This is a genomic window from Natrinema sp. LJW11 (assembly GCF_056135975.1).
Genome location: NZ_JBWBDM010000004.1, coordinates 223634 through 244084, shown reverse-complemented (window position 1 = coordinate 244084; position 20451 = coordinate 223634). Strand labels below are relative to the sequence as shown.

At 66.7% G+C, this 20451-nt stretch carries 20 protein-coding genes and 1 tRNA gene; 12 read left to right on the top strand and 9 right to left on the bottom strand.

The genetic code is table 11. From position 1 onward, the window contains the following. Positions 1 to 87: 87 nt before the first annotated feature. The 3 genes from AC0QDI_RS13015 (at position 88) to AC0QDI_RS13005 (ending at position 2915) form a co-directional block, all read left to right on the top strand. A complete protein-coding gene (locus AC0QDI_RS13015; protein WP_474668777.1) occupies positions 88 to 336 on the top strand; it encodes a GIY-YIG nuclease family protein in 249 nt (82 codons plus the stop codon). Between the two features lie 166 nt (positions 337 to 502). Continuing rightward, positions 503 to 1429: a DUF8054 domain-containing protein gene (locus AC0QDI_RS13010; RefSeq protein WP_474669237.1), complete on the top strand. Its 927-nt coding sequence runs from the start codon at positions 503 to 505 to the stop codon at positions 1427 to 1429. 91 nt (positions 1430 to 1520) lie between these two features. Then, positions 1521 to 2915, top strand: a complete 1395-nt coding sequence (locus tag AC0QDI_RS13005) for a phosphoglucomutase/phosphomannomutase family protein (protein ID WP_474668775.1) — start codon at positions 1521 to 1523, stop codon at positions 2913 to 2915. Between the two features lie 370 nt (positions 2916 to 3285). Here AC0QDI_RS13005 and cysE read toward each other — a convergent pair whose 3' ends face one another. From cysE to AC0QDI_RS12990, 3 genes are all read right to left on the bottom strand, one after another. Continuing rightward, a complete protein-coding gene (gene cysE, locus AC0QDI_RS13000; protein ID WP_474668773.1) occupies positions 3286 to 3801 on the bottom strand; it encodes a serine O-acetyltransferase in 516 nt (171 codons plus the stop codon). A 197-nt stretch (positions 3802 to 3998) separates the two neighbouring features. Beyond that, positions 3999 to 4667 (bottom strand): metallophosphoesterase family protein, encoded by a 669-nt coding sequence (locus AC0QDI_RS12995; protein WP_474668771.1) that lies wholly within the window; start codon positions 4665 to 4667, stop codon positions 3999 to 4001. A gap of 360 nt (positions 4668 to 5027) precedes the next feature. After that, the gene (locus AC0QDI_RS12990; protein ID WP_474668769.1) at positions 5028 to 5618 is read right to left on the bottom strand and encodes an IMP cyclohydrolase; all 591 of its coding nucleotides are present in this window, start codon (positions 5616 to 5618) and stop codon (positions 5028 to 5030) included. 108 nt (positions 5619 to 5726) lie between these two features. Between AC0QDI_RS12990 and AC0QDI_RS12985 the strand changes: the two genes are divergently transcribed. From AC0QDI_RS12985 to AC0QDI_RS12975, 3 genes are all read left to right on the top strand, one after another. After that, positions 5727 to 6272, top strand: coding sequence for a homing endonuclease associated repeat-containing protein (locus AC0QDI_RS12985; RefSeq protein ID WP_474668767.1), 546 nt, complete (start codon positions 5727 to 5729; stop codon positions 6270 to 6272). Positions 6273 to 6404: 132 nt separating this feature from the next. Beyond that, positions 6405 to 6477, top strand: a tRNA-Gln gene (locus tag AC0QDI_RS12980). Between the two features lie 129 nt (positions 6478 to 6606). Continuing rightward, positions 6607 to 7284: a rhodanese-like domain-containing protein gene (locus AC0QDI_RS12975; RefSeq protein WP_474668765.1), complete on the top strand. Its 678-nt coding sequence runs from the start codon at positions 6607 to 6609 to the stop codon at positions 7282 to 7284. On the opposite strand, the gene AC0QDI_RS12970 is transcribed toward AC0QDI_RS12975, so the two are convergent. From AC0QDI_RS12970 to AC0QDI_RS12960, 3 genes are all read right to left on the bottom strand, one after another. Continuing rightward, positions 7274 to 8662 (bottom strand): oxidoreductase, encoded by a 1389-nt coding sequence (locus tag AC0QDI_RS12970; protein ID WP_474668763.1) that lies wholly within the window; start codon positions 8660 to 8662, stop codon positions 7274 to 7276. The two genes, AC0QDI_RS12975 and AC0QDI_RS12970, sit on opposite strands and share 11 nt — an antisense overlap. A gap of 81 nt (positions 8663 to 8743) precedes the next feature. Then, positions 8744 to 9259, bottom strand: coding sequence for a KEOPS complex subunit Cgi121 (gene cgi121 / locus AC0QDI_RS12965; protein ID WP_474668761.1), 516 nt, complete (start codon positions 9257 to 9259; stop codon positions 8744 to 8746). Further along, complete coding sequence (locus AC0QDI_RS12960) at positions 9259 to 11619, bottom strand: ATP-dependent DNA helicase (RefSeq protein WP_474668759.1); 2361 nt, start codon at positions 11617 to 11619, stop codon at positions 9259 to 9261. The genes cgi121 and AC0QDI_RS12960 overlap by 1 nt, the downstream gene beginning before the upstream one ends. A gap of 360 nt (positions 11620 to 11979) precedes the next feature. Between AC0QDI_RS12960 and AC0QDI_RS12955 the strand changes: the two genes are divergently transcribed. Next, entirely contained in the window at positions 11980 to 12441 is a 462-nt protein-coding gene (locus AC0QDI_RS12955; RefSeq protein WP_474668757.1) for a universal stress protein, read from the top strand. A 30-nt stretch (positions 12442 to 12471) separates the two neighbouring features. Here the strand turns inward: AC0QDI_RS12955 and AC0QDI_RS12950 are convergent, their stop codons facing one another. After that, entirely contained in the window at positions 12472 to 13680 is a 1209-nt protein-coding gene (locus AC0QDI_RS12950; protein WP_474668755.1) for an inorganic phosphate transporter, read from the bottom strand. Between the two features lie 199 nt (positions 13681 to 13879). Here AC0QDI_RS12950 and AC0QDI_RS12945 point away from each other — a divergent pair, with 199 nt between their 5' ends. Then, positions 13880 to 15451 (top strand): alkaline phosphatase, encoded by a 1572-nt coding sequence (locus tag AC0QDI_RS12945; RefSeq protein ID WP_474668753.1) that lies wholly within the window; start codon positions 13880 to 13882, stop codon positions 15449 to 15451. A 63-nt stretch (positions 15452 to 15514) separates the two neighbouring features. Here AC0QDI_RS12945 and AC0QDI_RS12940 read toward each other — a convergent pair whose 3' ends face one another. After that, positions 15515 to 16309: a class I SAM-dependent methyltransferase gene (locus tag AC0QDI_RS12940; RefSeq protein ID WP_474668751.1), complete on the bottom strand. Its 795-nt coding sequence runs from the start codon at positions 16307 to 16309 to the stop codon at positions 15515 to 15517. A 114-nt stretch (positions 16310 to 16423) separates the two neighbouring features. Here AC0QDI_RS12940 and AC0QDI_RS12935 point away from each other — a divergent pair, with 114 nt between their 5' ends. Then, the gene (locus tag AC0QDI_RS12935; RefSeq protein WP_474668749.1) at positions 16424 to 16669 is read left to right on the top strand and encodes a ferredoxin; all 246 of its coding nucleotides are present in this window, start codon (positions 16424 to 16426) and stop codon (positions 16667 to 16669) included. Between the two features lie 133 nt (positions 16670 to 16802). On the opposite strand, the gene mdh is transcribed toward AC0QDI_RS12935, so the two are convergent. Continuing rightward, positions 16803 to 17717, bottom strand: a complete 915-nt coding sequence (gene mdh, locus AC0QDI_RS12930; protein ID WP_474668747.1) for a malate dehydrogenase — start codon at positions 17715 to 17717, stop codon at positions 16803 to 16805. Positions 17718 to 17965: 248 nt separating this feature from the next. Between mdh and AC0QDI_RS12925 the strand changes: the two genes are divergently transcribed. From AC0QDI_RS12925 to AC0QDI_RS12915, 3 genes are all read left to right on the top strand, one after another. Continuing rightward, entirely contained in the window at positions 17966 to 18424 is a 459-nt protein-coding gene (locus AC0QDI_RS12925; protein WP_474668745.1) for a TIGR00725 family protein, read from the top strand. 71 nt (positions 18425 to 18495) lie between these two features. Further along, positions 18496 to 19269: an Sjogren's syndrome/scleroderma autoantigen 1 family protein gene (locus AC0QDI_RS12920; RefSeq protein WP_474668743.1), complete on the top strand. Its 774-nt coding sequence runs from the start codon at positions 18496 to 18498 to the stop codon at positions 19267 to 19269. Between the two features lie 313 nt (positions 19270 to 19582). Next, positions 19583 to 20437: a phosphatase PAP2 family protein gene (locus AC0QDI_RS12915; RefSeq protein WP_474668741.1), complete on the top strand. Its 855-nt coding sequence runs from the start codon at positions 19583 to 19585 to the stop codon at positions 20435 to 20437. Positions 20438 to 20451 lie beyond the last annotated feature (14 nt).

The following is a 20451-nucleotide window of genomic DNA, read 5'->3' as shown; positions in this document are numbered from 1 at the left end:
CGACACGCGACTGACGCCCACACGACCAGCGACCGCGCGGTTCCACGAACCGGACACTTTTTACGCTCTCCCACCTGGCCACGAGCGATGACCGATCACGTCGTCTACGTACTCGAGTGCGCCGACGGATCGCTCTACACCGGCTACACGACCGACCTCGAGCGCCGCGTCGCCGAACACGATGCCGGCGAGGGAGCGAAGTACACCCGCGGACGAACGCCGATCGAGCTTCGATACCACGAGCGGTTCGACTCGAAGTCGGCCGCGATGTCCCGCGAGTACGAGATCAAGCAACTGCGCCGCGCGGCGAAGGAACGGCTCGTCGACCTCGACTGAGGCCCGACCGCGCTCGCGGTCGGGAGTCGACGATTCGGTGCTCTTTCGCCTGCCGGTCACCGCTCCGGTGCTCCCGAAGCCGGGAGCGAGTCCCGTCGTCGGCACTATTATCTCGAACACACCGTCCGAAAAATAGATGTTTCGAGAGACTAATCGTTCTCTCGAGATGCAACTCGACGTCGTCGACGATCTCAGACAGCCCGAATACACCGGTGAGAACCGATGCGAACCGTGTACCATCTTGAATCTGGGTATCGCGGCGGTACTCGGTTCCGTTATCGCGCGGAAATCCCGCTTCGGCGGTCTCCTCGCCGTCGGCGTTTCGGTGGCGTTGATCTATCTCCGGGGGTATCTCGTCCCCGGAACGCCGACGCTCACCAAGCGATATCTCCCGCCCGAAATCCTGCGCTGGTTCGGCAAGGACCCCGAACCGGACGTGGCCAGCGGTCTCGGCGGCGCCGACCCCGCCGACGCCGGGGACGTGACCAGCTTCGACGAGACCGAGGCGCTCGACACCGACGACGGTAGCGCTACCCCCGGCGAATCGACTGCACCCCAGGAGGAACCGGCCCCCGTCGATCTCGAGACGCTGTTCCTCGAGCACGACATCCTCGAGCCCTGCGACGATCGGGACGACCTCTGTCTCACCGCCGACTTCGAGGCGGACTGGTTCGACGAGATCGACGCCCTCGACGAGTCGGGCATCGACGCCACGGCGGCCGTCGAGGCGTTCGGATTCGACGCCGATCCCGACGAGTTCGAACTCAGCGAACGGAACGAGTCGTGGTCGCTGCTCTCTCGGTCCGGTGCCGCGGGCCGCTGGCCCTCGCGGGCCGCCCTGCTGGCCGATATCGCGGCGAGTCGCGCCCTCGAGCCGTGGGTTTCCGACTGGCTCGCCTACCCCCCCGAGACGAGAGGCGAGGTGCTCAACGGTCTCCGGATGTTCCTCGAGACCTGTCCGTCCGGCGGCGACGTGCGGATGGGCGAGGAGGTCGTCGAATCCTGCTGTACGTCACACGAGGTCGTCGCGGTCACCTGCGAGGAGACCGGCGAACGACTCTTCGAACAGCGGCTCACCGACATCGACGCCTGATCCGGACTCCTTCGATCGATTCAGCCCGTGCGAGTCGCACTCGCCGGCCCGTGCCGTCGCTTTTTTCGCACCGGCTGTCGACCACCGCACCATGGAGACGATCAGTTTCGGCACCGACGGCTGGCGGGCGACGCTCGAGGAGTTCACGGCCCCGCGGGTTCGGATGGTGGGGCAGGCGGTCGCCACCTATCTGACCGACGAGGGGCTCGAGGGGCCGGTCGCAGTCGGGTACGACGCTCGAGAGACCTCGCGCGGGTTCGCCGAGGAGCTATCGCGGGTGCTGTGTGCGAACGGGTTCGACGTGTTGCTCGCGGATCGGGATCGGCCGACGCCGCTCGTCGCCTACGCGATCGTCGACCGCGACCTCGCGGGCGGACTGGTCATTACGGCCTCGCACAACCCACCGGAGTACAACGGTGTCAAGTTCATTCCCGAGGACGGCGCGCCGGCCCTCCCCGCCGTCACCGACGCCATCGCGGAGCGACTCGCCGAGCCCGACCCACTTCCCGAGGACGAACACGGAACTGCTCGAGCGGTCGACTTCGCTGAACCCCACGCCGACGCCGCCCTCGAGCTGGTCGAGTCGATCACCGGCAGCGCCGACCTCTCGGGGCTGACCGTCGCCTACGACGCGATGCACGGCAGCGGTCGCGACACGACCGATGCGCTCCTCGAGCGCGCCGGGGCCTCCCTCGAGCGGTATCGGTGCGAGCGCGATCCGGCGTTCGGCGGCGGCTCGCCCGAACCCGCCGCGGAGAACCTGACGGACCTGATCGCGGCAGTGACGGACGACGGAAGCGGTGTCGACCTCGGGATCGCCAACGACGGCGACGCCGACCGCATCGCCGTCGTCACGCCCGAACGCGGCTATCTCGACGAGAACCTGTTCTTCGCCGCGCTCTACGACTACCTGCTCGAGACGGAGTCGGGCGCGGCGGTCCGAACCGTCTCGACGACCTACCTGATCGACCGGGTCGCCGAGGCCCACGGCGAGTCCGTCCGCGAAGTCCCCGTCGGCTTCAAGTGGGTGGCGGAAGCGATGGCGGAGGGCGACGCACTCGTCGGCGGCGAGGAATCCGGCGGGTTCACCGTTCGCGGCCACGTTCGCGAGAAAGACGGCGTCCTGATGGCGTTGCTCGCGAGTGCGATGCACGCCGCGGAACCGCTGGACGAGCGCGTCGACCGTTTGCTCTCAGAACACGGCACCGTCGTCCAGGACAAGAGTAGTGTCGACTGTCCCGACCACGAGAAGGCGCGGGTGCTCGCGGACCTCGAGGACGAAATCCCCGCGACCGTGGCGGGAACCGCGGTCGAGGATATCAACACCGCCGACGGCTTCAAGCTCCTGCTGGCCGACGGGTCGTGGTTGCTGGTCCGTCCGAGCGGGACCGAGCCAGTGTTGCGGGTGTACGCCGAGGCTGCGGACGAGGAGCGAGTTCGGGAACTGCTCGAGGCGGGTGACGGGTTGCTCGAGCCGCTCCTGTGAGTAGCCGAGCTATCGTAGAACCGTTCCTTTAGTACCGATTACGACCAATATAATTCGATTCACAATTTGATTTGACTACCTTGTAGACGTGTTTACTGGGCGGATTCTCAGTAGTGAGTTCGATGAGAGAAGGGCTCTGCTCTCGTGGCAACAGGGAATCGCCACGCCCTCCCCAGCCGATTCACTCAGTCGCTTCGCTCCTTCGCTCATCCCTCGCACGGTATCGGCGACCGCCCTCACTCTCGTTCGGCCGGTCGACAGCGCGCGCCACCGCAGGGCGGCCGACTGGCTGGAGCGAGACGTTGTTTCCCTCTACTGAGCATTCAACGGATAGTGAAGCAGTTAAAATAGCTCTCTCGATCCGTCGTCCCTAGTCCACTCGCTCCGCCGGCACGCCGACGACGGTCGCGCCCGGTTCGACGTCTTCGGTGACGACCGAGCCGGCGCCGACGGCCGCCTCCTCGCCGACCGTGATGTCGCCCAGCAGCGTCGCGTTCGCGCCCAGCTGTGCGCCGTCCTCGACCGTGGGATGACGCTTGACGGGTTCGTTGGTGTCGCCGCCGAGCGTGACGCCGTGATACATGTGGACGTCGTCGCCGATTTCGGCCGTCTCGCCGATGACGACGCCCATTCCGTGATCGATCGTGACTCGGCGGCCGAGCTCCGCATTCGGGTGGATCTCGACGCCCGTCAGCAGGCGCACGAGGTGTGAGAACAGCCGCGCGAGAAGGCGGCGGCCACTGCCGCCAGCCCAGCACCGATGAGCGAGGCGATGTCCCCAGACCGCGTGGAGTCCCGGATAACAGCACACGACCTCGAGCCACCCCTTCGCGGCGGGGTCGCGCTCGTGCATCGCCCGCACGTCCTCGCGGATGCGCCTAAACATCGCCCTCGGCCGTCACCCGCACGGAACCAGTGGCGCCGCGACGCTGCGTTCGGGTCGACTGACCGGACGACCGACGACACCGGTCCACGGCGCGACGAGGATAGTTCCTGTCGGGACACGCGGTGGAGCCGGTGGATACCATACCCGAACGTAGCGGTGGGGGGAGTGTAAAACGATTCGTTTCCGCGGTCTCCCGCTTACTTGCCACGAGCCAGTCGCGTTCCGATGCGGTCGGGCAGTCCGGCCTCGTCGACGGCCTCCTGTACCGCCTCGATATCGTACTCGACGCGGTGGGTTTCGACCGTCAGCGCGTCGAGATCGACCACCGCGTAGCCCGCCCGCGGATCGCCGTCGCGGGGCTGGCCGACGCTACCGGGATTGACGACGATCCCCTCCGCGAACCGTTCGACGCCCTGCACGTGGGTGTGGCCCAGCACCAGGACGTCCTCGTCGCCGAGCAGGCCCGGCGAGAAGTCCCTCGGATACGTGTACCGCGTGTACCGGTCGGGGTCGTCGGGGTGGCCGTGGACGAGCTTTACGCGACCGTCGCATGCGAGGCGCTCCGCTGGAAGCGAACTGAGCCACTCGAGTTGCTCGTCCGAGAGCTCCCGTTTGGCGTATTCGACGCCCGCCTCGGCCATTCCGTTGAATCGAAAGGGGGTGTCCGCGACGACGGCAGCGTCGTGGTTTCCCATCACCGTCGGCACGTCTCGCGCTCGCAACTCGTCGACGCAGTCGGCCGGCCAGGGGTTGTAGCCGACCACGTCGCCCGCACAGAGGAGTTCGTCGACCGGAGGCATGTCCTCGAGGACGGCGTCGAGGGCGACCCGGTTGCCGTGGACGTCCGAGATGAGTCCGACCTTCATGCTCGGACGTAACAGCCGCGAGGTGTTTGTAGGTTGGCCGAGAGTCGTCCTGGGGCGTACCGAGAAGGGACGCAGAAACTGTTCGATGGAGGGGCACAACGTATCGCTCCAGACCGAACTCTCGGTATGCGGTGGCGCGCGCTGTCGGACGACCGAGTGTTAGCGAGGGCGGCCGACGATATTGCGCGAGGGATGAGCGAGTGAGCTCCGCGAACGAGCGAATCGGCTGGGGAGGGCGTGGCGATTCCCTGTTGTCACGATAGCGGGACGCTTCGTCTCACTCACCCTCATTAAAATCCACCACTCAATTCACATGTCTATTGAACGATTACAATCGACCCTCGAGCAGTTCCGCGTCGATCAGTCGCCGTTCTCGATCGCCGTCTCGAACCCGCTATCGGTCCGAGCCACGCCGGCCGCACAGACCGCGTGTTCGAACTCGAGGTCGTAGACCTCGCTCGCGGCCGCCGCCGCGCTCCCCGCCTCGAGATCGATCGATTCGGGCGCGTTCTTTTCGTAGGTCGCGACCAGCGTCGGCTCGTCGACGGTCTCGACGAGCAGCGCGTCCTTCCGAACCGTCCCGATCAGCGCCTCGCCGTCGTCACCGATCGTCGCCGCGATCCGAGGCGTGTCGTAGTCGTCTTTCTCGTAGTCGAGCGCCAGCAGGCTCTCCGCCAGCGCGTCGCGAGCGGGATAGCCCAGCTCGAGTTTCTCCGCGATCGGATCGACGTGCGAGCCGTTGCCGAAGGCGGCCGTCTCGCCCGTCGGCGTCTCGACCACCCGCAGGCAGTTGTAGGAGACGTACGGGTTGTCCGTCTCCGGAGCGTCCTCGGTGGGGCCCACGGTGAGGGCCTCGTCTCGAGCGGTGATCTCGCGATTCGGGAACGATCGCGAGGAGACGCGGTACGCGCCGACCTCGGGACCGACGACGACGAATCGTCCAACGTACATACTCGGCAGTGCGCGAGAGAACGGAAAAGGGATGTCGGTTCCGACTCGAGCAGCCGTTTCGGCGGTCTCGTCCGATATTTTATACGCGATAGCGCGACGAACGGCGGTGTGACGACGGAGGAGGAGTGCCTCGAGGCGCTGCAACGGGCCACAGAACGACTCGGGGAGTCGCCGACGAAGGCGCAGTACGAGGAGTTGGGGCTGACGCCGGCCTCTGCAACGATCATTCGGACGTGTGGGGGCTGGAACGACGCAAAAGAGCTAGCCGGGTTAGAAACCTCGTATTCGAGAGGGCCTCGGGTCGGGCCGAAGCCTGACGATGTCGAGCTTTCCGAAGGAACGTCCTGGGAAGAGCTTTCCGTAGACCAGCGGTGGCATTATAAAAACGCTGGCTGGCATACTGAGCGCTCGATCGAACGACGGGAATCACACAGAGTTTGGGCAAATGAAATTCAGCGAGCGCGTGGCGGCTGTAATCGCTGTAGCGAGATGAACCCAGTCTGCCTCGACTTCCATCACGTCGACGAAAAAGAGATAGCTGTCGGGAAGATGATCGCCTTCGGATATGCAAAGGACCGGATTCAAAACGAGATCGAGAAGTGTATCGTTCTCTGTGCAAACTGCCACCGGAAAGAACACTATGATCCACCCTAATTACGGGTGCATCCAGATCCGGGGCTGAAATCCGTCTACCGGTTCCGAGTTGCAATCGAGTTCGTAACACTCTAATACGGAACCCAACTATGGTCCAGTACACCGTCGGAAGCAGGACCGACGAAGCATATCAGTCCATTGGGGTAGCGGCCAATCCTGAAGCCTTCTGGGGGCTTCGACCCTGGTTCGAATCCAGGATGGACTACTTCTCTGCCGTTTCGACTCGAGCACTTCCGTACCCCTGTCTCCCGTTCTCCAGTTGAAACGAAGGGGTCTCGTAGTAACTGCTGTGTCACCAGAAGCCATATCTCTCTGTCCTCGCTATCTATCCAGTATGAACCGACGGACGTTCCTCGCGGTGGGAGGGACAGCAGCGATCGGCGGAGTGGCCGGTTGTTTCGGTGGTGGCGACGGGTACGCGACGAAGACTGTCAATGGCATCGATGTTCCGCTCGCACCCGTCAAGGACGTATACGACTGGTACGAAAACGACGAGGCGCGGATCGTCGACGCACGCGGGCGCGCCCAGTACGAGGCACTCCGGATCGCGGATGCCGTCTTTTCGCCCGCACCGAACGGGACCGCTAATGACCCCGTCGAAGAGTGGTCGACTGACACGCAGATCGTCACCTACTGTCGCTGTCCGCACCACCTGTCCTCCCAGCGCGCCGCCGCGCTGATCGATGCGGGGTACGAAGACGCGTACGCTATCGATGAAGGACTCGACGGCTGGGTTGACAACGAGTATCCGGTTGCCGGTTCCAACGTCCAAGCCCAGCGCCAGCGCTACGAGATCAGCGGCACGACCGGTTCCCAGTACGCCGGTCAGGACGTCATGCTCGAGCAAGTCGGCGTAGACCGGCGCGAAGCGGCACCGATCGCCGACGACGGCTCGTATACGCTGCAGCTCTACTTTGCGGGCTCGACCGACTCCCGGTTCGAAGTCAAAGCGCCCGACTACACGACCGAGGGAACGCTCGAGGAACTAACGAGCGACACCGTCACGGCCTGAATCTGTCTCCCTCGGTCCGTTCGTAGGCTCCCTCTCGCTCGAGTTCACCACGTTTCCGAACCACGTCGGGCGTCCGGCAGATCCCGGGCGCACCGGTCACCTGCGGCACCGTACAGTTGTTACAGCTCTCACAGAGCGCGCGCGGCTCTCCGTCTCTCGACTCGGCCTCGAGCAGCCGCGCCCCTACTCGAGGTTCGGCGTAGAAGGGACGAGCCATGCCGACCATATCGCAGGCTGGCGTTTCATCGCTCGCGTCGGTTCCCTCGGATCCACGCCCGCTCGAGCCGAGCAGCCGATCCATCTCGCCCCGCTCGCGGATCCCGCCCTCCGCGAGCACGGGAATCGACACCTGCTCGCGCACGCGCCGGCAGAAGTCCTCGTTCCACGCGGGCTCGAAATCGTACTGGAGCGACTGCACGCGGTTCGCCAGGGCGACGAGCCGCCGTCGTCCCGACCCGCCGAAGGCCGCGTCGTACTCCTCGCGGAGCGCCTCGTTGTCCCACGCCCGCTCGGGATACGCCCCGCGAACGATGCTCATGTCCCAGACGACCGACGTCCGGACCGGTACGACCGCGTCGTAGCCGATCCGCTCGAGCCGACGAGCGATTTCGATCCCGTCCTCGAGCGAGAGTTTCCGTCGAACGAGCGGCGACGGCGGCGCTGGCGTTTCGGCCGGGACTTTAGTCATCAGGGGAACGTCGCCCGCCCGCTCGCGGATCTCGTCGTGGACGCGTGCGAGAAACTCGAGGCGGGCCTCGGGCGAGCCGCCGAACTCGTCGTCGCGCCGGTTGTAGAACGGTGAGCAAAACTGCTGGACGATCCCCATGTTCGCGCCGGCGAGGTGGATCCCGTCGTAGCCGGCGTCGACGGCGCGGGCCGCCGCGCGGCCGAAATCCGCCGCGAGGTCGCACACCTCGTCGGTCGAGAGGACGTGCGGATCGTACTCGAGGAAGCCGAGTCGATCGAGCAGCCGCAACTGCCACGGCGGGCGCGAGACGGCGAGTTGCTCGAGATCCGGATGCCCGTCGCGGTACTCGGCGTGCCAGGTCTCCATGCTTCGGAGCCCGCCGTGCTCGAGCTGGACGAAAATCCGGCTCCCGTGGTCGTGGATTCGGTCCGTCAGTCGCGACAGCCCCTCGACGAAATCAGCGTCGTGGACGCGGGTCATCCCCGGCGCGGCACAGCCGCCCTCGCCCCGGACGATCGTCGCGCCCTGACAGATGAGCCCGACGCCCGACGCCGCGGCGGGCTCTAAGTCGTCGATCAACGTCTCGACCGCGTCGGGGCCGTTGCCCGCACACTCGAGCAGCGGCGCGCGGTAGAGCCGATTGGGAACCGTCACGCCGCCGATATCGAGCGAGTCCTCGAGGGTGGCCATAGCTAGATATCGGCAGGATCGCACAAGAGCGTGGCGTCGACTATGGGCCGACGGCCGGTCTATGTCTCGTGTCCCGCGGAATCACTTCTCGACCTCGAGCAGTGCGACGCGCTCGCCGACCAGCGCCGGCAGCGACGCGTCGGTGGCCCCGCGTTCGGCGTCGGTGATCTCGAAGAAGTCACAGAGCGTCTCCTCGTCTCGCGACTCGAGCGTCGGCTCCCGTTCGACGAACGCGTTCAGTTCGTCGAGATCCTCGAGCGCGGCCGCTTCCGAGTCGTCGGCATCGCCGGCGTCGCCGTCGACGAGGACGACTGCCCGATTGTCCCCCTCGCCGACGCCCATCTCGAGCGCCCGGTCTATCTGTCGTCGCCCGGCGGCGTACAGCAGAATTTCGACGGCGCGATCACGGGCGACGTTCTCGCCGCGCTCGATGGCGCGATCGGCCAGTTCGACGGCCCGCTCGAGGTGGCGGCGGTCGGCGACGTAGCGCGAATCGAACGCCTGGATCGTCACGCCGTGGCGGTCCCCGATCTCGCCGATCTCGGCTACGAACGAATCCAGGTCGTCGATCGCGAGTCGGCATTCGAGTAGCTCCATCAGAAATCACCCAGGCTCGCCTGACCGTCGTCCGCGTCCGTCGGCTCTGTCGTCGCGTCGCCTGCGTCGCCGCTCGAGTCCCCGACCGGCGCTCCACCCCCCGACTCGGAGGGCTCGACGCCGTCCATCGAGGGATCCTCTCGGCCGGCGTTCTCGAGGATGGTTTCGGCCGTTTTCTTCCCCTTGAGCACGCCGAGCACGACGCCCTTGTCCGCGCTTCGCAGGTCCGCGGGCACCTCGATTCCCGCGTCGTAGAGCCGTCGAGCGCGCTTGCGGCCCACCCCGCCGACCCCGACGAGTTCGAGTAATTCCTCACCCACGCCGTGTTCGACGCGGGCGCGGGCCTCCCGGACGGCGACGGTCCACTCGCTGTCGATCTCCGCGGCCAGCGACTCGGCCGCACCGAGTAGCCACTCGGCGGTGTCGACCTTCCCGCGGAGGTCTCCAGGACCGATCTTGTACCGGTCGGTCAGTTGCTCCTCGTCGGTTTCTGCGGCCCAGTCCTCGAGCAGTTTGCCCGTCTTGAGCGCGGAGAGCCAGTCCTCGAAGCGCTCCTCCTCGAACTCGCTGGGGGCGTCGCCCAGCAGTTCGGCCTCGCGCTCGTAGTAGAGCTCGCCGAATTTCTCGTCCTCGCCCGAGCGCAGGTAGAGTTCGTACATGTCGGGCGTCCGCGAAACGAGCTGGTAGAGTCCCAGCGCCGTCGGGCGTTCGTCCGCCCGCTCGAGTCCGTGGACGATCGTCGCGGCGCTCATCGGGTCCAGGTAGAGTCGGGAGACGGTGTGGCCGAGACTGGTGGCCTCGAGCGACTCGTCCCGACCACTCTCCTCGGCGAGGTCGGCCGCGGAAGTGAACGCGCCGTCCGCGTCGTCGCCGTCGTCCCCGTCCGAGCTACCGCCACCGTCGCGTTCGATGAAGTCGTTCGACTCGAGGTACGCCAGCACCGTGTCGGTCACCGTCTCGAGCCGACCGGCTTCGGTCGACTGGCTGGCGTAGAGGGTGGCCTCGAGGAACTCGAGGAGTCCGCCCCGCGTTCGGGCGAAGCCGGAGGCGATGGTCGCGAGGACGTGGGTCCGCAGCGCGGGTTCGGCCGCCAGCTTCGAGCGGACCGGTTCGGGATCGGCCCAGACGTAGCGGTCGAACAGCTCCTCGCTCTCCTCGTGGCTCTTGGCGAGCAACACGGCCTCGCCGTAGGGGTCGAGCCCCGGCCGACCCGCACGCCCCATCATCTGGTGGACCTCGAGGACGTCGAGGGGTGCCATCCCGCCGGCGCTGGGATCGAAGCGCCGCCAGTCGCGGACGATGACCCGTCGAGCCGGAGTATTGACTCCTGCCGCGAGCGTCGGCGTCGCGGAGATGACCTTCAGGAGCCGGTCGCGAAAGGCGTCCTCGACGATGCTCCGCTGGGTGCTCGAGAGGCCGGCGTGGTGGAAGGCCGACCCGCGTTCGACGGCCTCGGCCAGGTCCTTACTGGTCTCGGTGTCGCTGTCGTCGCGGATGTCGTCGGCCAGCTCGGCCAGCTCCGTCTGTTCCTCGCCGGTCAGTTCGTGCTTCGAGACGCCGCCCAGCCGTCTCGCGGCGGCCTCGGCGTTCCGGCGGGAGTTGACGAACACGAGCGAGGAGCCGCCCTCCCGGAGGATGTCGCGGACGAGCGCGGCCTCCTGCTTTTCGCTCCCCTCGACGGGCACCTCGCGAGTCGAGCCGTCGTCGAAGTTCAACGCGTTGCCGTAGTGGACGCCCATCTGGAGGTCGATCGGCCGCCAGTCGGTGTCCACGAGCGCGGCGTCGAGCCAGTCGGCGATCTCGTCGGCGTTGCCGACCGTCGCCGAGAGCGCGACGACCTGCATGCGCGGGTTGAGCTTCCGGAGTTTCGCGAGGGTCACCTCGAGCGTCGGTCCCCGATTCCGATCGTCGATCAGGTGAACTTCGTCGCTGACGACGCAGGTCAGATCCGAGAGCCAGTCCGCGCCGTTGCGCACGAGCGAGTCGACCTTCTCGCTGGTGGCGACGATGATGTCCTTCGTGGAGAGCCAGTCGCTGGTGCTCTCGTAGTTGCCGGTCGTCACGCCCGTCGTCACGCCGAACTGTTCGTAGGCTTCGAACTCCTCCTTTTTCTCACTGGCGAGCGCTCGCAGCGGGACGATGTACAGCGCCTTCCCGCCGCGCTCGACCGTCGACAGCATCGACAGGGCGGCGATCATCGTTTTCCCGCTGGCGGTCGGGACCGCGGCGACGAGGCTCTCGCCGTCGGTCGCGCCGGCCTCGACCGCCTCGGCCTGGGGCGGGTAGAGCTCCTCGATGCCGTCGCTCCGGAAGTGGTCGACGGCACCGGCCGGGAGCCCCGTCAGCTCCTCGATATTCATTACCTCTCCTTGGCGCGTCCCGCGGTTTAAAGTATCGTCTCGAGGGCCGTAGGCTCGGCTCCTCGAGCGTTCGATCCGGGGAGCTACGTCGAACTTCGGACTGATCGACTGACGTGCGGCGGCGCGCGCTGTCCGCCGACCGAGCGCTAGCGAGGGCGGCTGACGACACTGCGCGAGGGATGAACGAGTGAGTTAGCGAACGAGTGAATCGGCTGGGGAGGGCGTGGCGATTCCCTGTCGGCGCTAGCAGGACACTTCTTCCCCATATTCCCATCAGAACCCACTGCTCCATTCACACCGCGAAGAGAGCGCTCGTTCGACGGCGATAGATCGATGGCCGTGGCTCCCGAACGGAACCGTATGTCCGCCCCCGATCGCGTCCTCGTCCCGACGCTCGGCCGTCCGCGGGAGGACGAGGCGCTCGCGTACGCCCTCGAGACGTTCCCCGACGCCGAGGTCACGCTGCTCGCGGTCGCAACCCCGCTGGACGCCCCGCTCAGCGAGGGCGGCGTCTTGGGGCGAAGCGAGGACCGCACGTCGCAGGCTCGAGCCAGCGCCGAGGAGTTGCTCGAGTCGGTCGCCGGTTCCATCGACTCTTCCGATCTTACCGGTTCCGCGGCGGCGGACCGCGTCCGGATCGAGACGGCCGAAGGACGACCCGGCACCGTCGTTCCGCGGCACGCATCCGAGGAAGGAATCGATCACGTCGTCATCTACGGCTCCCGACGCGGGTCGACGGGATTCTTCAGGCGCTTTCTCGGCCGCGGCATCGCCGCCACTGTGGTCGAACGCACCGCGCGACCGGTGACGGTACTCGAGTAACACTGTGACGACGGCAGATCCACACTGCGTTCAGGCCCCGATGGCCCACGCGAACAGTTGATAGAGCCCGTAGCCGACGATAACGGAACTCCCGAGCGTCAGCAGCCAGAAGGCGATCGTGACGCCGATCTTTCGGCGCGAGACGCCCGCGGAGCCGCCGGCGAGCCCGCCCCCGATAACCCCCGAGAGGACGATGTTGTTCAGCGAAATGGGGATGCCGAGGGCGATCGCGATCTGGGCGATGATAAAGCCCGGAACCAGCGCCGCGATGGAGCGGCGCACGCCGAGCTGGGCGTACTCCCGAGAGGTCGCCTGCAGCAGCCGCGGCGCGCCCATCCACGCGCCGGCGAGGATGCCGGCCGCGCCGATCGCCAGCAGGAGGATTCCGGGGAGGCCGAGTTCGGTCCGAAACAGGTTCTCGAGGGGCCCGGTCGCGAGTCCGACTTGCGACCCGCCCGAGGAGAAGGCGACGATCCCGCCGAGGACCAGCAGAAACGAGCGGATTCCGTCCTCGACGGAGACGCGGACGCGAGCGCGAACCCACACGAACGCGAGGGCGCCGACCGCGACCGTCACGAGGACGGTTCCGAGGTCGATCCCAGCGGCGAGGGTCGGGCCACCGCCGAACAGTCTGGAAACGAAACTCGCGAGAGTCCCCTGATCGGCCGTCGGATCGGGGATGACGCCCAGACGAACGTTGGCGACGATCGCGCCGACGACGCCGGCTAACAGTGGGACTCCGACCGTCTCGGGGACGTCGTCGCGTCGCAGGATCGTCGCCGTCGCGTACGCCAGCCCGCCGGACATGACCGGCACCAGCGCCCAGAAAATCCCGAGTCGTCGGTAGGTAGCTATCGCCGGATCGCCGCCAAGCGAGAGGCCGACGCCGACCATCGCGCCCGTCGTCGCGAAGGCCGCGGGGATCGGATACCGCGTGTAGATCCCGATCGCCATGAAGCCAGCCGCCGTCAGCAGGCCCGCGGTGGCGGCGAGCGGCGTGATCGCGACGCCGTCGATCAGCGCCGCTCCGACGGTCTCGGAGATGCTGCCGCCCTGCATGAGCGCCCCCGCGGCCGCGAGCAGCCCGATGACGAACGCCGCCCGCATCGTCGAGATGGCGTTCGCACCGATCGCGGGGGCGAAGGGCGGCGAGTTGCTGTTCGCTCCGAGCACCCACGCCATGAACAGACAGGTCAGGATGGCTACTCCGACGAGTACTGCGAACGACAGTGCAACCATTCCGTCGGTCGAGGTTCCACGACGGAGCGGAAAAGGGTTCCTCCGGTTCCGTGCATCCGTCCCGCACCCCGCTCTCGAGGATCATCGTTCGCTGAATTAGTCGCGGAGCCGTCTCTCCTCGACTACTGATTTCCATCGCAACTTACCAATCAATAATACAAACAATAATGGGCGATGTCGTGGAGACTCCGCACGCACTATGCGACGACGGCAATTCGTTACGGCCCTGGGTGCGACTGGACTGCTCGGTGCGACCGGCGCGGCCGGCGCACGATCCGACGCTGCCGGCAGTCGTCGTGGAAGCGGCGTCGAGAACGTGATCGTCCTGATCGGCGACGGCATGGGATTCGATCCGATCGAGGTCACGTCGGTCGTCCACGGCGACCTCTCGTTGCAGTCCATGACGGGCGTCGGCTACACGCGAACCGGCTCCCGGAGCGGCGAGGTGACCGATTCGGCGGCCGCCGGGACCGCGCTCGCGACCGGTCACAAGGCGTACAACGGGCAGCTGTCGGTCCGCGGCGACGCGGACGACGACGATCCGACGCCGCTGTTGACCCACCTCGAGCTCGCACAGGCGCGGAACAAGGCGACCGGACTGGTCTCGACGACCCGGATCACCCACGCGACGCCGGCCGCTTACGCCTCGCACGTCCCCGATCGCGGCATGGAGGGGACGATTGCGGAACAGTACGTCGAGAGCGACGTCGACGTACTCATGGGTGGTGGCCGTCGCGAATTCGACGACGACCTGCTCGAGCGGATGCGAGGGTCGGGCTACGAGGTCCTGTTCGACGCCTCCGATCTCGAGGCGGCGAGCGGCGACAGGCTGCTCGGGCTGTTCGACGACAGCCACGTCACGTACACGCTCGACCGCGACGAGTCGGTCCCGTCGCTGACCGAGATGACCGCCGCCGCCGTCGATCGGCTCGAGGACGACGACGACGGCTTCTTCCTGATGGTCGAGGGCGGACGCATCGATCACGCCGAGCACGGGAACGACGTCCAGACGACGGTCGCCGAGACCGAGGAGTTCGACGAGGTCGTCGACTGGGCGCTCGAGTACGCCGAGAACCGAGACGATACGCTGGTCGTCGTCACGTCCGACCACGAGACGGGCGGCCTGGCGACCGGCAGCGGCTACGGCTCGCCGATCGATGCCGAGGCGATCCGGAACGCGGAGGCGAGCAACGCGGCCATCGCCGCGGCCATCGAGGACGGGACCCCGATCCGCGAGGCGGTCGAAGGACGCGTCGACGTCGAACTCATCGACGAGGATGTTGAACGGATCGCGGACGCCAGAGGCGCCGAGGGCCCTTACGCCCTCTCGAACGCGCTCGGCGCGGTCGTGTCAGAGCATCTCGGTGTCTCGTGGGCCTCGAACGTCCACACCGGCCCGGCTCAGACGGTGATGGCCGCCGGTCCCCACGTCGACCCGTTCAACGGCTGGATCCACCACACCGACCTCTCGGTGACCGTCGCCGCCCTGTTGCTGTTCGGCCGACTCGCCGACCTCTCCGACACCCAGCGCGAGGCCTGGGAGCGCGAGGTCGTCAGGAACGGACCGAAGGGGCGCCGCGATGCCTCCCTCGCCCTCGAGTACGTCGGTCCCGTTACCGACGAGGTGACCGAGGCGCTCGACGTCGACGGCAACGGCGTGGTCGACTACCGGGATATCCTCCTGTTGCTCGAGAATCGGGAGGGTTCCCCCTCGCCGTCAGCGGAGGCCGGCCGCCGCCGCGAGGCGATCGGCTCGGTTCACGACCGCTGAACGCGTTCGTATCGCTCGCCGGTATCCACCCCGCTTTTTCGTCCCAACCCCGAGACCGTCTCGCTACCGACGTGGTTTCGAATCCGACTTCGTCAGGACCGCTCTGTAGTGTGCCCTCCCGTCGGCCCGGAGCACGTCGCGGACGTGCCACGGCGTCCCCGTCGTCGCCTCGCGGAGCCGAGCGGGCGAGCACAGCAGGAACTGCAGCGTTCGGCCGACCTCGCGGAACCGCTCGCCGTCCGCCCGCTCGCCCTCGAACTCGAGGTGGAAACACCGGTGAGCCACTCCTTCGCGTGGATCGGGTCGATAGCCGAAGAACTCCGCGTCCAGCCGGGTCGGATCGTAGTTGTCGACGACCCCGACTCCGCCGTCGTCGGTGACGCGAGCGAACGTTGAGAGCAGTTCGCGAATGCCGGCCAGCGAGCGGCCGAGGCCGACCTGCGTGCCGACGGCGTGGACGGCTCCGAACGCGCCCGATTCGATCGGTAAGTCGAACATGTCGCCGACGAGAACGTCCTCGAGGCCGCGTTCGCGGGCGGTCCGTACCGCGTTCGGACTCGCGTCAACGCCGACCGCGTCGACGCCCTGATCGGCCCACCATAGGAGGTGCTTCCCCGCGCCACACCCCACGTCGAGGACCGGCTCGGCGTCGGCGACGCGCTCGAGCGCGTCGATCGTCTCCCGATCCCACGATCCGGGACTCGAGAAGTAGAAGTCGGCGACGGTGCCGTCCTGTGCGTCCGCCCCGTCGCGATAGAGAAGCCGCCCCGGCTCGTCGCGGTGGTGAGCGAGCATCGCTCGGCCGAGCGGGTCCGCTCCGTCGTTCGCCTCGAGCGGTCCGAGCCAGTCCGAGACCATGCTCGAGCCGACGACCTGCCCGGTAATAAATACACGTTGACATATGATCTCTGGTATCGCGGGGCACGAACGCCGACCGCTACCGATTTACGCCGATCGACCCAATGCTCGCGCATGAAGGTCGAGTACGACGAGGATGTCTGTATCGGGATGTTCCAGTGCGTCGCCGAGTGGGACGCGTTCGAGAAGGACAAATCGAGGGGGAAGGCCGTCCTCGAGGGGGGCGAGGAAGTCGAAGACGGCGTCTTCGTCCGCGAGGTGCCCGACGACGCGGAACTCGACGCGAAGTTCGCAGCCCGGTCTTGCCCCGTCGACGCGATCACGATTTACGACGACGACGGCGAACAGCTAATTCCCTGACACGGACTCCCATCAGTCAATTCCGGCGCATCCGCGACCCGCCATGCGGGTGTGCCGGGACACAGTAGCAGCGGACCGTATACCGCTGACTCGGGTGGCGGACGCAAAAAAAGCGATCCGGGACGACCGTCGATTACGAGATCTTCTCGTACTGCTCCGAGAGCTTCTCGGCTGCCTCGCCGAGCTGGTTGCGCTCGTACTCGGTCAGGTCCCACTCGACGATCTCCTCGACGCCGTCGGAGCCGAGCTTGACGGGAACGCCGAAGGCGGTGTCCTCGTGGCCGTACTCGGCCTCGAGCGCGACGCTACCGGGGAGTACCTCGCCGGTATCGCGCAGGATGGCCTCGACCATGTGGCCGACGCCGGACGCCGGGCCCCACTCGGTCGCGCCCTTCTTCTCGATGACGTTCATCGCCGAGGCCTGGAGCTCCTCGAGCAGTTCCGCCTTCTCGTCCTCGTCGAACTCGGGGTCCCGGCCGTCGACGCGGACCTTCGAGAAGACGGGGACTTGGGCGTCGCCGTGCTCGCCGAGGATCGTCGCTTCGACGTTCTGAACGGGCGCGCCGAAGCGCTGAGAGATCACGTAGCGAAAGCGGGCCGAGTCGAGCCGGCCGCCGAAGCCGATCACTTTCTCGCGGGCGCGCTCGCCCGTCTCGTAGAGGTGTCGATTGAGCAAGTCGACGGGGTTGGAGGTGGTGACGGTGATGAAGTCGTCGTTGTGTTCGGCCAGCGAGGAGCCGATGTCCTCCATGATGGGGGCGTTGTCGCCCGCCAGATCGATCCGCGTCTGCCCCGGCTGTCGCGGGATGCCCGCCGTGATGACGACGACGTCCGAGCCGGCGGTGTCCTCGTAGCCGCCCTGCCGGATCGTCGTGTTCGAGTCGTAGGCCGCGCCGTGGTTGGCGTCCGCGGCCTGTCCGACCGTGTCGTCTTCCTTGTCCGGAATGTCGACGAAGACGAGCTCGTCAGCAACGTCCCGAAGCGCGATGTTGTAGCCCGCGGCGGCCCCGACCGTCCCGGCCGCGCCGACCACGCTAACTTTCGTCATACCATGTACTGCTTCCACATCCCACGCGTTAAATCCGTCGGACGATGGCTTCGAACGGTGGTGCTGATCGTAGATATCGACGGCTGCCGTCGCGCCAGATCGTCTCGCAGTTACCGACGGTCCAGCCGACCAGTCCAGCGCGAACCACCCCGCTGTCCTCGACGACTTCCCGACCGCAATCGCGTTCCCGCGAGCCGCGATCGCCTCGAGACCGAACCCATCATGCCCGTCGATCGCGGAACGCACGTATGCGCGTCAGCGTCATCGGCGGCGGCACGATCACGGACGAACAGGCGGCTCGGGCGGAGGCGGTCGGACGCGAACTCGCCGCCCGGGGCCATACGGTGGTCTGTGGCGGCCGCGGCGGCACGATGGAAGCGGTCTGCCGCGGCGCGAAAGCCGCGGACGGCACGACGATCGGGATCCTTCCCGGCGAGCGCCCCGAGGCGGCGAACGACTCCGTCGATCACCCGATCGCGACGGGTCTCGGCCACGCGCGAAACGCGCTCGTCCCGCTGAACGGCGATGCGGTCATCGCGCTCGCCGGCGGCGTCGGCACGCTCTCGGAGATCGGCTTCGCCGGTATCTACGACCGCCCCGTTATCGGCCTCGGGACCCACGACGTCTCCGCTCTCGGAATCGATCTCGAGACGGTCGAGGCGCCGGAGGCGGCCGTCGACGCGGTCGAATCCGCCCTCGGGAGGTGACCGAACCCGTCGCGAATCGGTGACGGTCGGCTGTCGCAGCTTTTTCGACGCTTCGACACGTCTCGACGGATATGAGCGACTTCGACAAGGAAGCCGAGCGCGAGAAGCTTCGAGAGAAGTACGAGCAGGACAAAGAAGAGCGCGAGGCGACCCAGCGGATGAGCGACCTGCTGCTCAAGGGCGCGACGATGACCAACGCCCACTGTGGGACCTGCGGCGACCCGCTCTTCCAGCACGAGGGCACCACGTTCTGCCCCAGCTGTCACGGCAATCCCGACGCCGTCGAGGGGACGGGACTCGAGGCCGAACCGGCCGACGAAGGGGCTACAACGGACCGGCCCGCGACGGAGCCGTCGACCGACGACGGTCCCGCCGATGCGACACGGACCGAGCCGACGAACGCCACGCCGGACGCTACCGACATCGATCCGGCAGCCGACGCCGACGCAACATCGGCCGCTGTAGACAAACACCAGACCGACGGTGAGTCCCCTCACCATCGCGCCGCGACGTCCGCCTCGAGCGCCGAACCGCGATCCCAGTCGGCGGCAAGGCCGACTCGGAGCGACCACCAGCCCGCGTCCCGGCCCGATGCCGCTTCGGCCGCGCCCGACGAATCGAACCGGGCGTCCGATGACCGGTCGATCGACACCGGACCGCCCCATCGTAGCCCTGCAGCGAGCCCTCCGCCGGTCGACGGCGACCTCGAGGCCGCACGCGACGCGCTCGTCCGCACGCTCGAGAAGTTCGCCGCGGAGGCCGCCGCCGCGGACGACCCCCGGTACGCGCGGGACTGTCTCGAGGCGGCACGCGAGGCCGGCGAGACGCTGTCGACCCTCCGCTGATGGCGCTGGACGGTACTGCCGGCTCTGAGCTGACAGCTCTCGACTGACGGTACTATCGACCGAATCTCACTTTTCGGTCCTTCCCTAGGTGTCGTCGCGTCCCGTTCCAGTGTGAGAGTCGATCCGGACCTAGATCTGTACACCAATAGATATATATTTAGCAAAAAACGTATACTCTGATGACACTCATCGACGGGCCTGATCGGCCGCTTGCGTGCGTCGCATTTCAGGTAGCCATTTCCCTCCGCCCTCCGCGCTACCGGCCCGCAGACCGAAGTTACCCGTCGAACCACGAACTTACGAGAAACTAACGATGGCACTTGGATTCGTCGTCATGCTCACGGTACTCGTCGTTTGCATCGGACTCATAGGGACCTGTGCGATCTGTCTCGATCGGACAGGGATCAGTCGGACGGCGGCTGAACTCGATCACCGATTCCTCGAGGTCGCGCCGTATCTCGGCGCGGCGGCCCTGTTCTTCCTGGCAAAGCGGGCGACGACCGGCCATAGTGAACGGATCTCGCACGCTCTCGACTGGGACATCACCGCGGAGATATACGCCGTCGAAGGGGAGTTCGTGGCGGTTCTCCAGGATATCGTCCCCAAGGCCACGCTGGAGTTCTTCTCGGCGATGTACATGTTCGGATTCCCGTATCTGCTGGTGACCGCACCGATCCTCTACTTCCTGTTACCGTCCCAGCGCCACCTCAAGGAACTCCTCATCGCGTACCTGTTGAATTACTTGATCGGGACGATCTTTTACACGCTGTTCATCGCGTACGGGCCGCGAAACCACCTGTCGTCCGTCTCCGGGCTGATGTACGACTTCTATCCGCAGGCCCAGACGATGACGTCAGCAGTGTCGTCGAACACGAACGTGTTCCCTTCGCTGCACACGTCGCTGGCGGTCGTCGTCTTGCTGTTGGCCTGGCGTTCGCGCGGGGAGTATCCGCGGTGGTTCCCGATCGCATCGTTCGTGACCGCGTGCGTCGTCTTCTCGACGATGTACCTCGGGATCCACTGGCTGATCGACGTCCTCGCGGGCATCGTCCTCGGCGTCGGTGCCGTCTGGATCGCCGACTGGATCGTCACCCGCGCGGAAGGACGCTCCGGTCCCGTTCCAATCGGCGAGAGCGAGGACGGGGTCACCTCCGAAGCGAGCGACTGAGCCGCGGGTCGAAT

Excerpts from the sequence above, each read along its gene's own strand:
- AC0QDI_RS13015 (WP_474668777.1), top strand. The coding sequence starts at position 88 with ATGACCGATCACGTCGTCTACGTACTCGAGTGCGCCGACGGATCGCTC.
- AC0QDI_RS13010 (WP_474669237.1), top strand. The coding sequence starts at position 503 with ATGCAACTCGACGTCGTCGACGATCTCAGACAGCCCGAATACACCGGT.
- AC0QDI_RS13005 (WP_474668775.1), top strand. The coding sequence starts at position 1,521 with ATGGAGACGATCAGTTTCGGCACCGACGGCTGGCGGGCGACGCTCGAG.
- cysE (WP_474668773.1), bottom strand. The coding sequence starts at position 3,801 with ATGTTTAGGCGCATCCGCGAGGACGTGCGGGCGATGCACGAGCGCGAC.
- AC0QDI_RS12995 (WP_474668771.1), bottom strand. The coding sequence starts at position 4,667 with ATGAAGGTCGGACTCATCTCGGACGTCCACGGCAACCGGGTCGCCCTC.
- AC0QDI_RS12990 (WP_474668769.1), bottom strand. The coding sequence starts at position 5,618 with ATGTACGTTGGACGATTCGTCGTCGTCGGTCCCGAGGTCGGCGCGTAC.
- AC0QDI_RS12975 (WP_474668765.1), top strand. The coding sequence starts at position 6,607 with ATGAACCGACGGACGTTCCTCGCGGTGGGAGGGACAGCAGCGATCGGC.
- AC0QDI_RS12970 (WP_474668763.1), bottom strand. The coding sequence starts at position 8,662 with ATGGCCACCCTCGAGGACTCGCTCGATATCGGCGGCGTGACGGTTCCC.
- cgi121 (WP_474668761.1), bottom strand. The coding sequence starts at position 9,259 with ATGGAGCTACTCGAATGCCGACTCGCGATCGACGACCTGGATTCGTTC.
- AC0QDI_RS12960 (WP_474668759.1), bottom strand. The coding sequence starts at position 11,619 with ATGAATATCGAGGAGCTGACGGGGCTCCCGGCCGGTGCCGTCGACCAC.
- AC0QDI_RS12955 (WP_474668757.1), top strand. The coding sequence starts at position 11,980 with ATGTCCGCCCCCGATCGCGTCCTCGTCCCGACGCTCGGCCGTCCGCGG.
- AC0QDI_RS12950 (WP_474668755.1), bottom strand. The coding sequence starts at position 13,680 with ATGGTTGCACTGTCGTTCGCAGTACTCGTCGGAGTAGCCATCCTGACC.
- AC0QDI_RS12945 (WP_474668753.1), top strand. The coding sequence starts at position 13,880 with ATGCGACGACGGCAATTCGTTACGGCCCTGGGTGCGACTGGACTGCTC.
- AC0QDI_RS12940 (WP_474668751.1), bottom strand. The coding sequence starts at position 16,309 with ATGGTCTCGGACTGGCTCGGACCGCTCGAGGCGAACGACGGAGCGGAC.
- AC0QDI_RS12935 (WP_474668749.1), top strand. The coding sequence starts at position 16,424 with ATGAAGGTCGAGTACGACGAGGATGTCTGTATCGGGATGTTCCAGTGC.
- mdh (WP_474668747.1), bottom strand. The coding sequence starts at position 17,717 with ATGACGAAAGTTAGCGTGGTCGGCGCGGCCGGGACGGTCGGGGCCGCC.
- AC0QDI_RS12925 (WP_474668745.1), top strand. The coding sequence starts at position 17,966 with ATGCGCGTCAGCGTCATCGGCGGCGGCACGATCACGGACGAACAGGCG.
- AC0QDI_RS12920 (WP_474668743.1), top strand. The coding sequence starts at position 18,496 with ATGAGCGACTTCGACAAGGAAGCCGAGCGCGAGAAGCTTCGAGAGAAG.
- AC0QDI_RS12915 (WP_474668741.1), top strand. The coding sequence starts at position 19,583 with ATGGCACTTGGATTCGTCGTCATGCTCACGGTACTCGTCGTTTGCATC.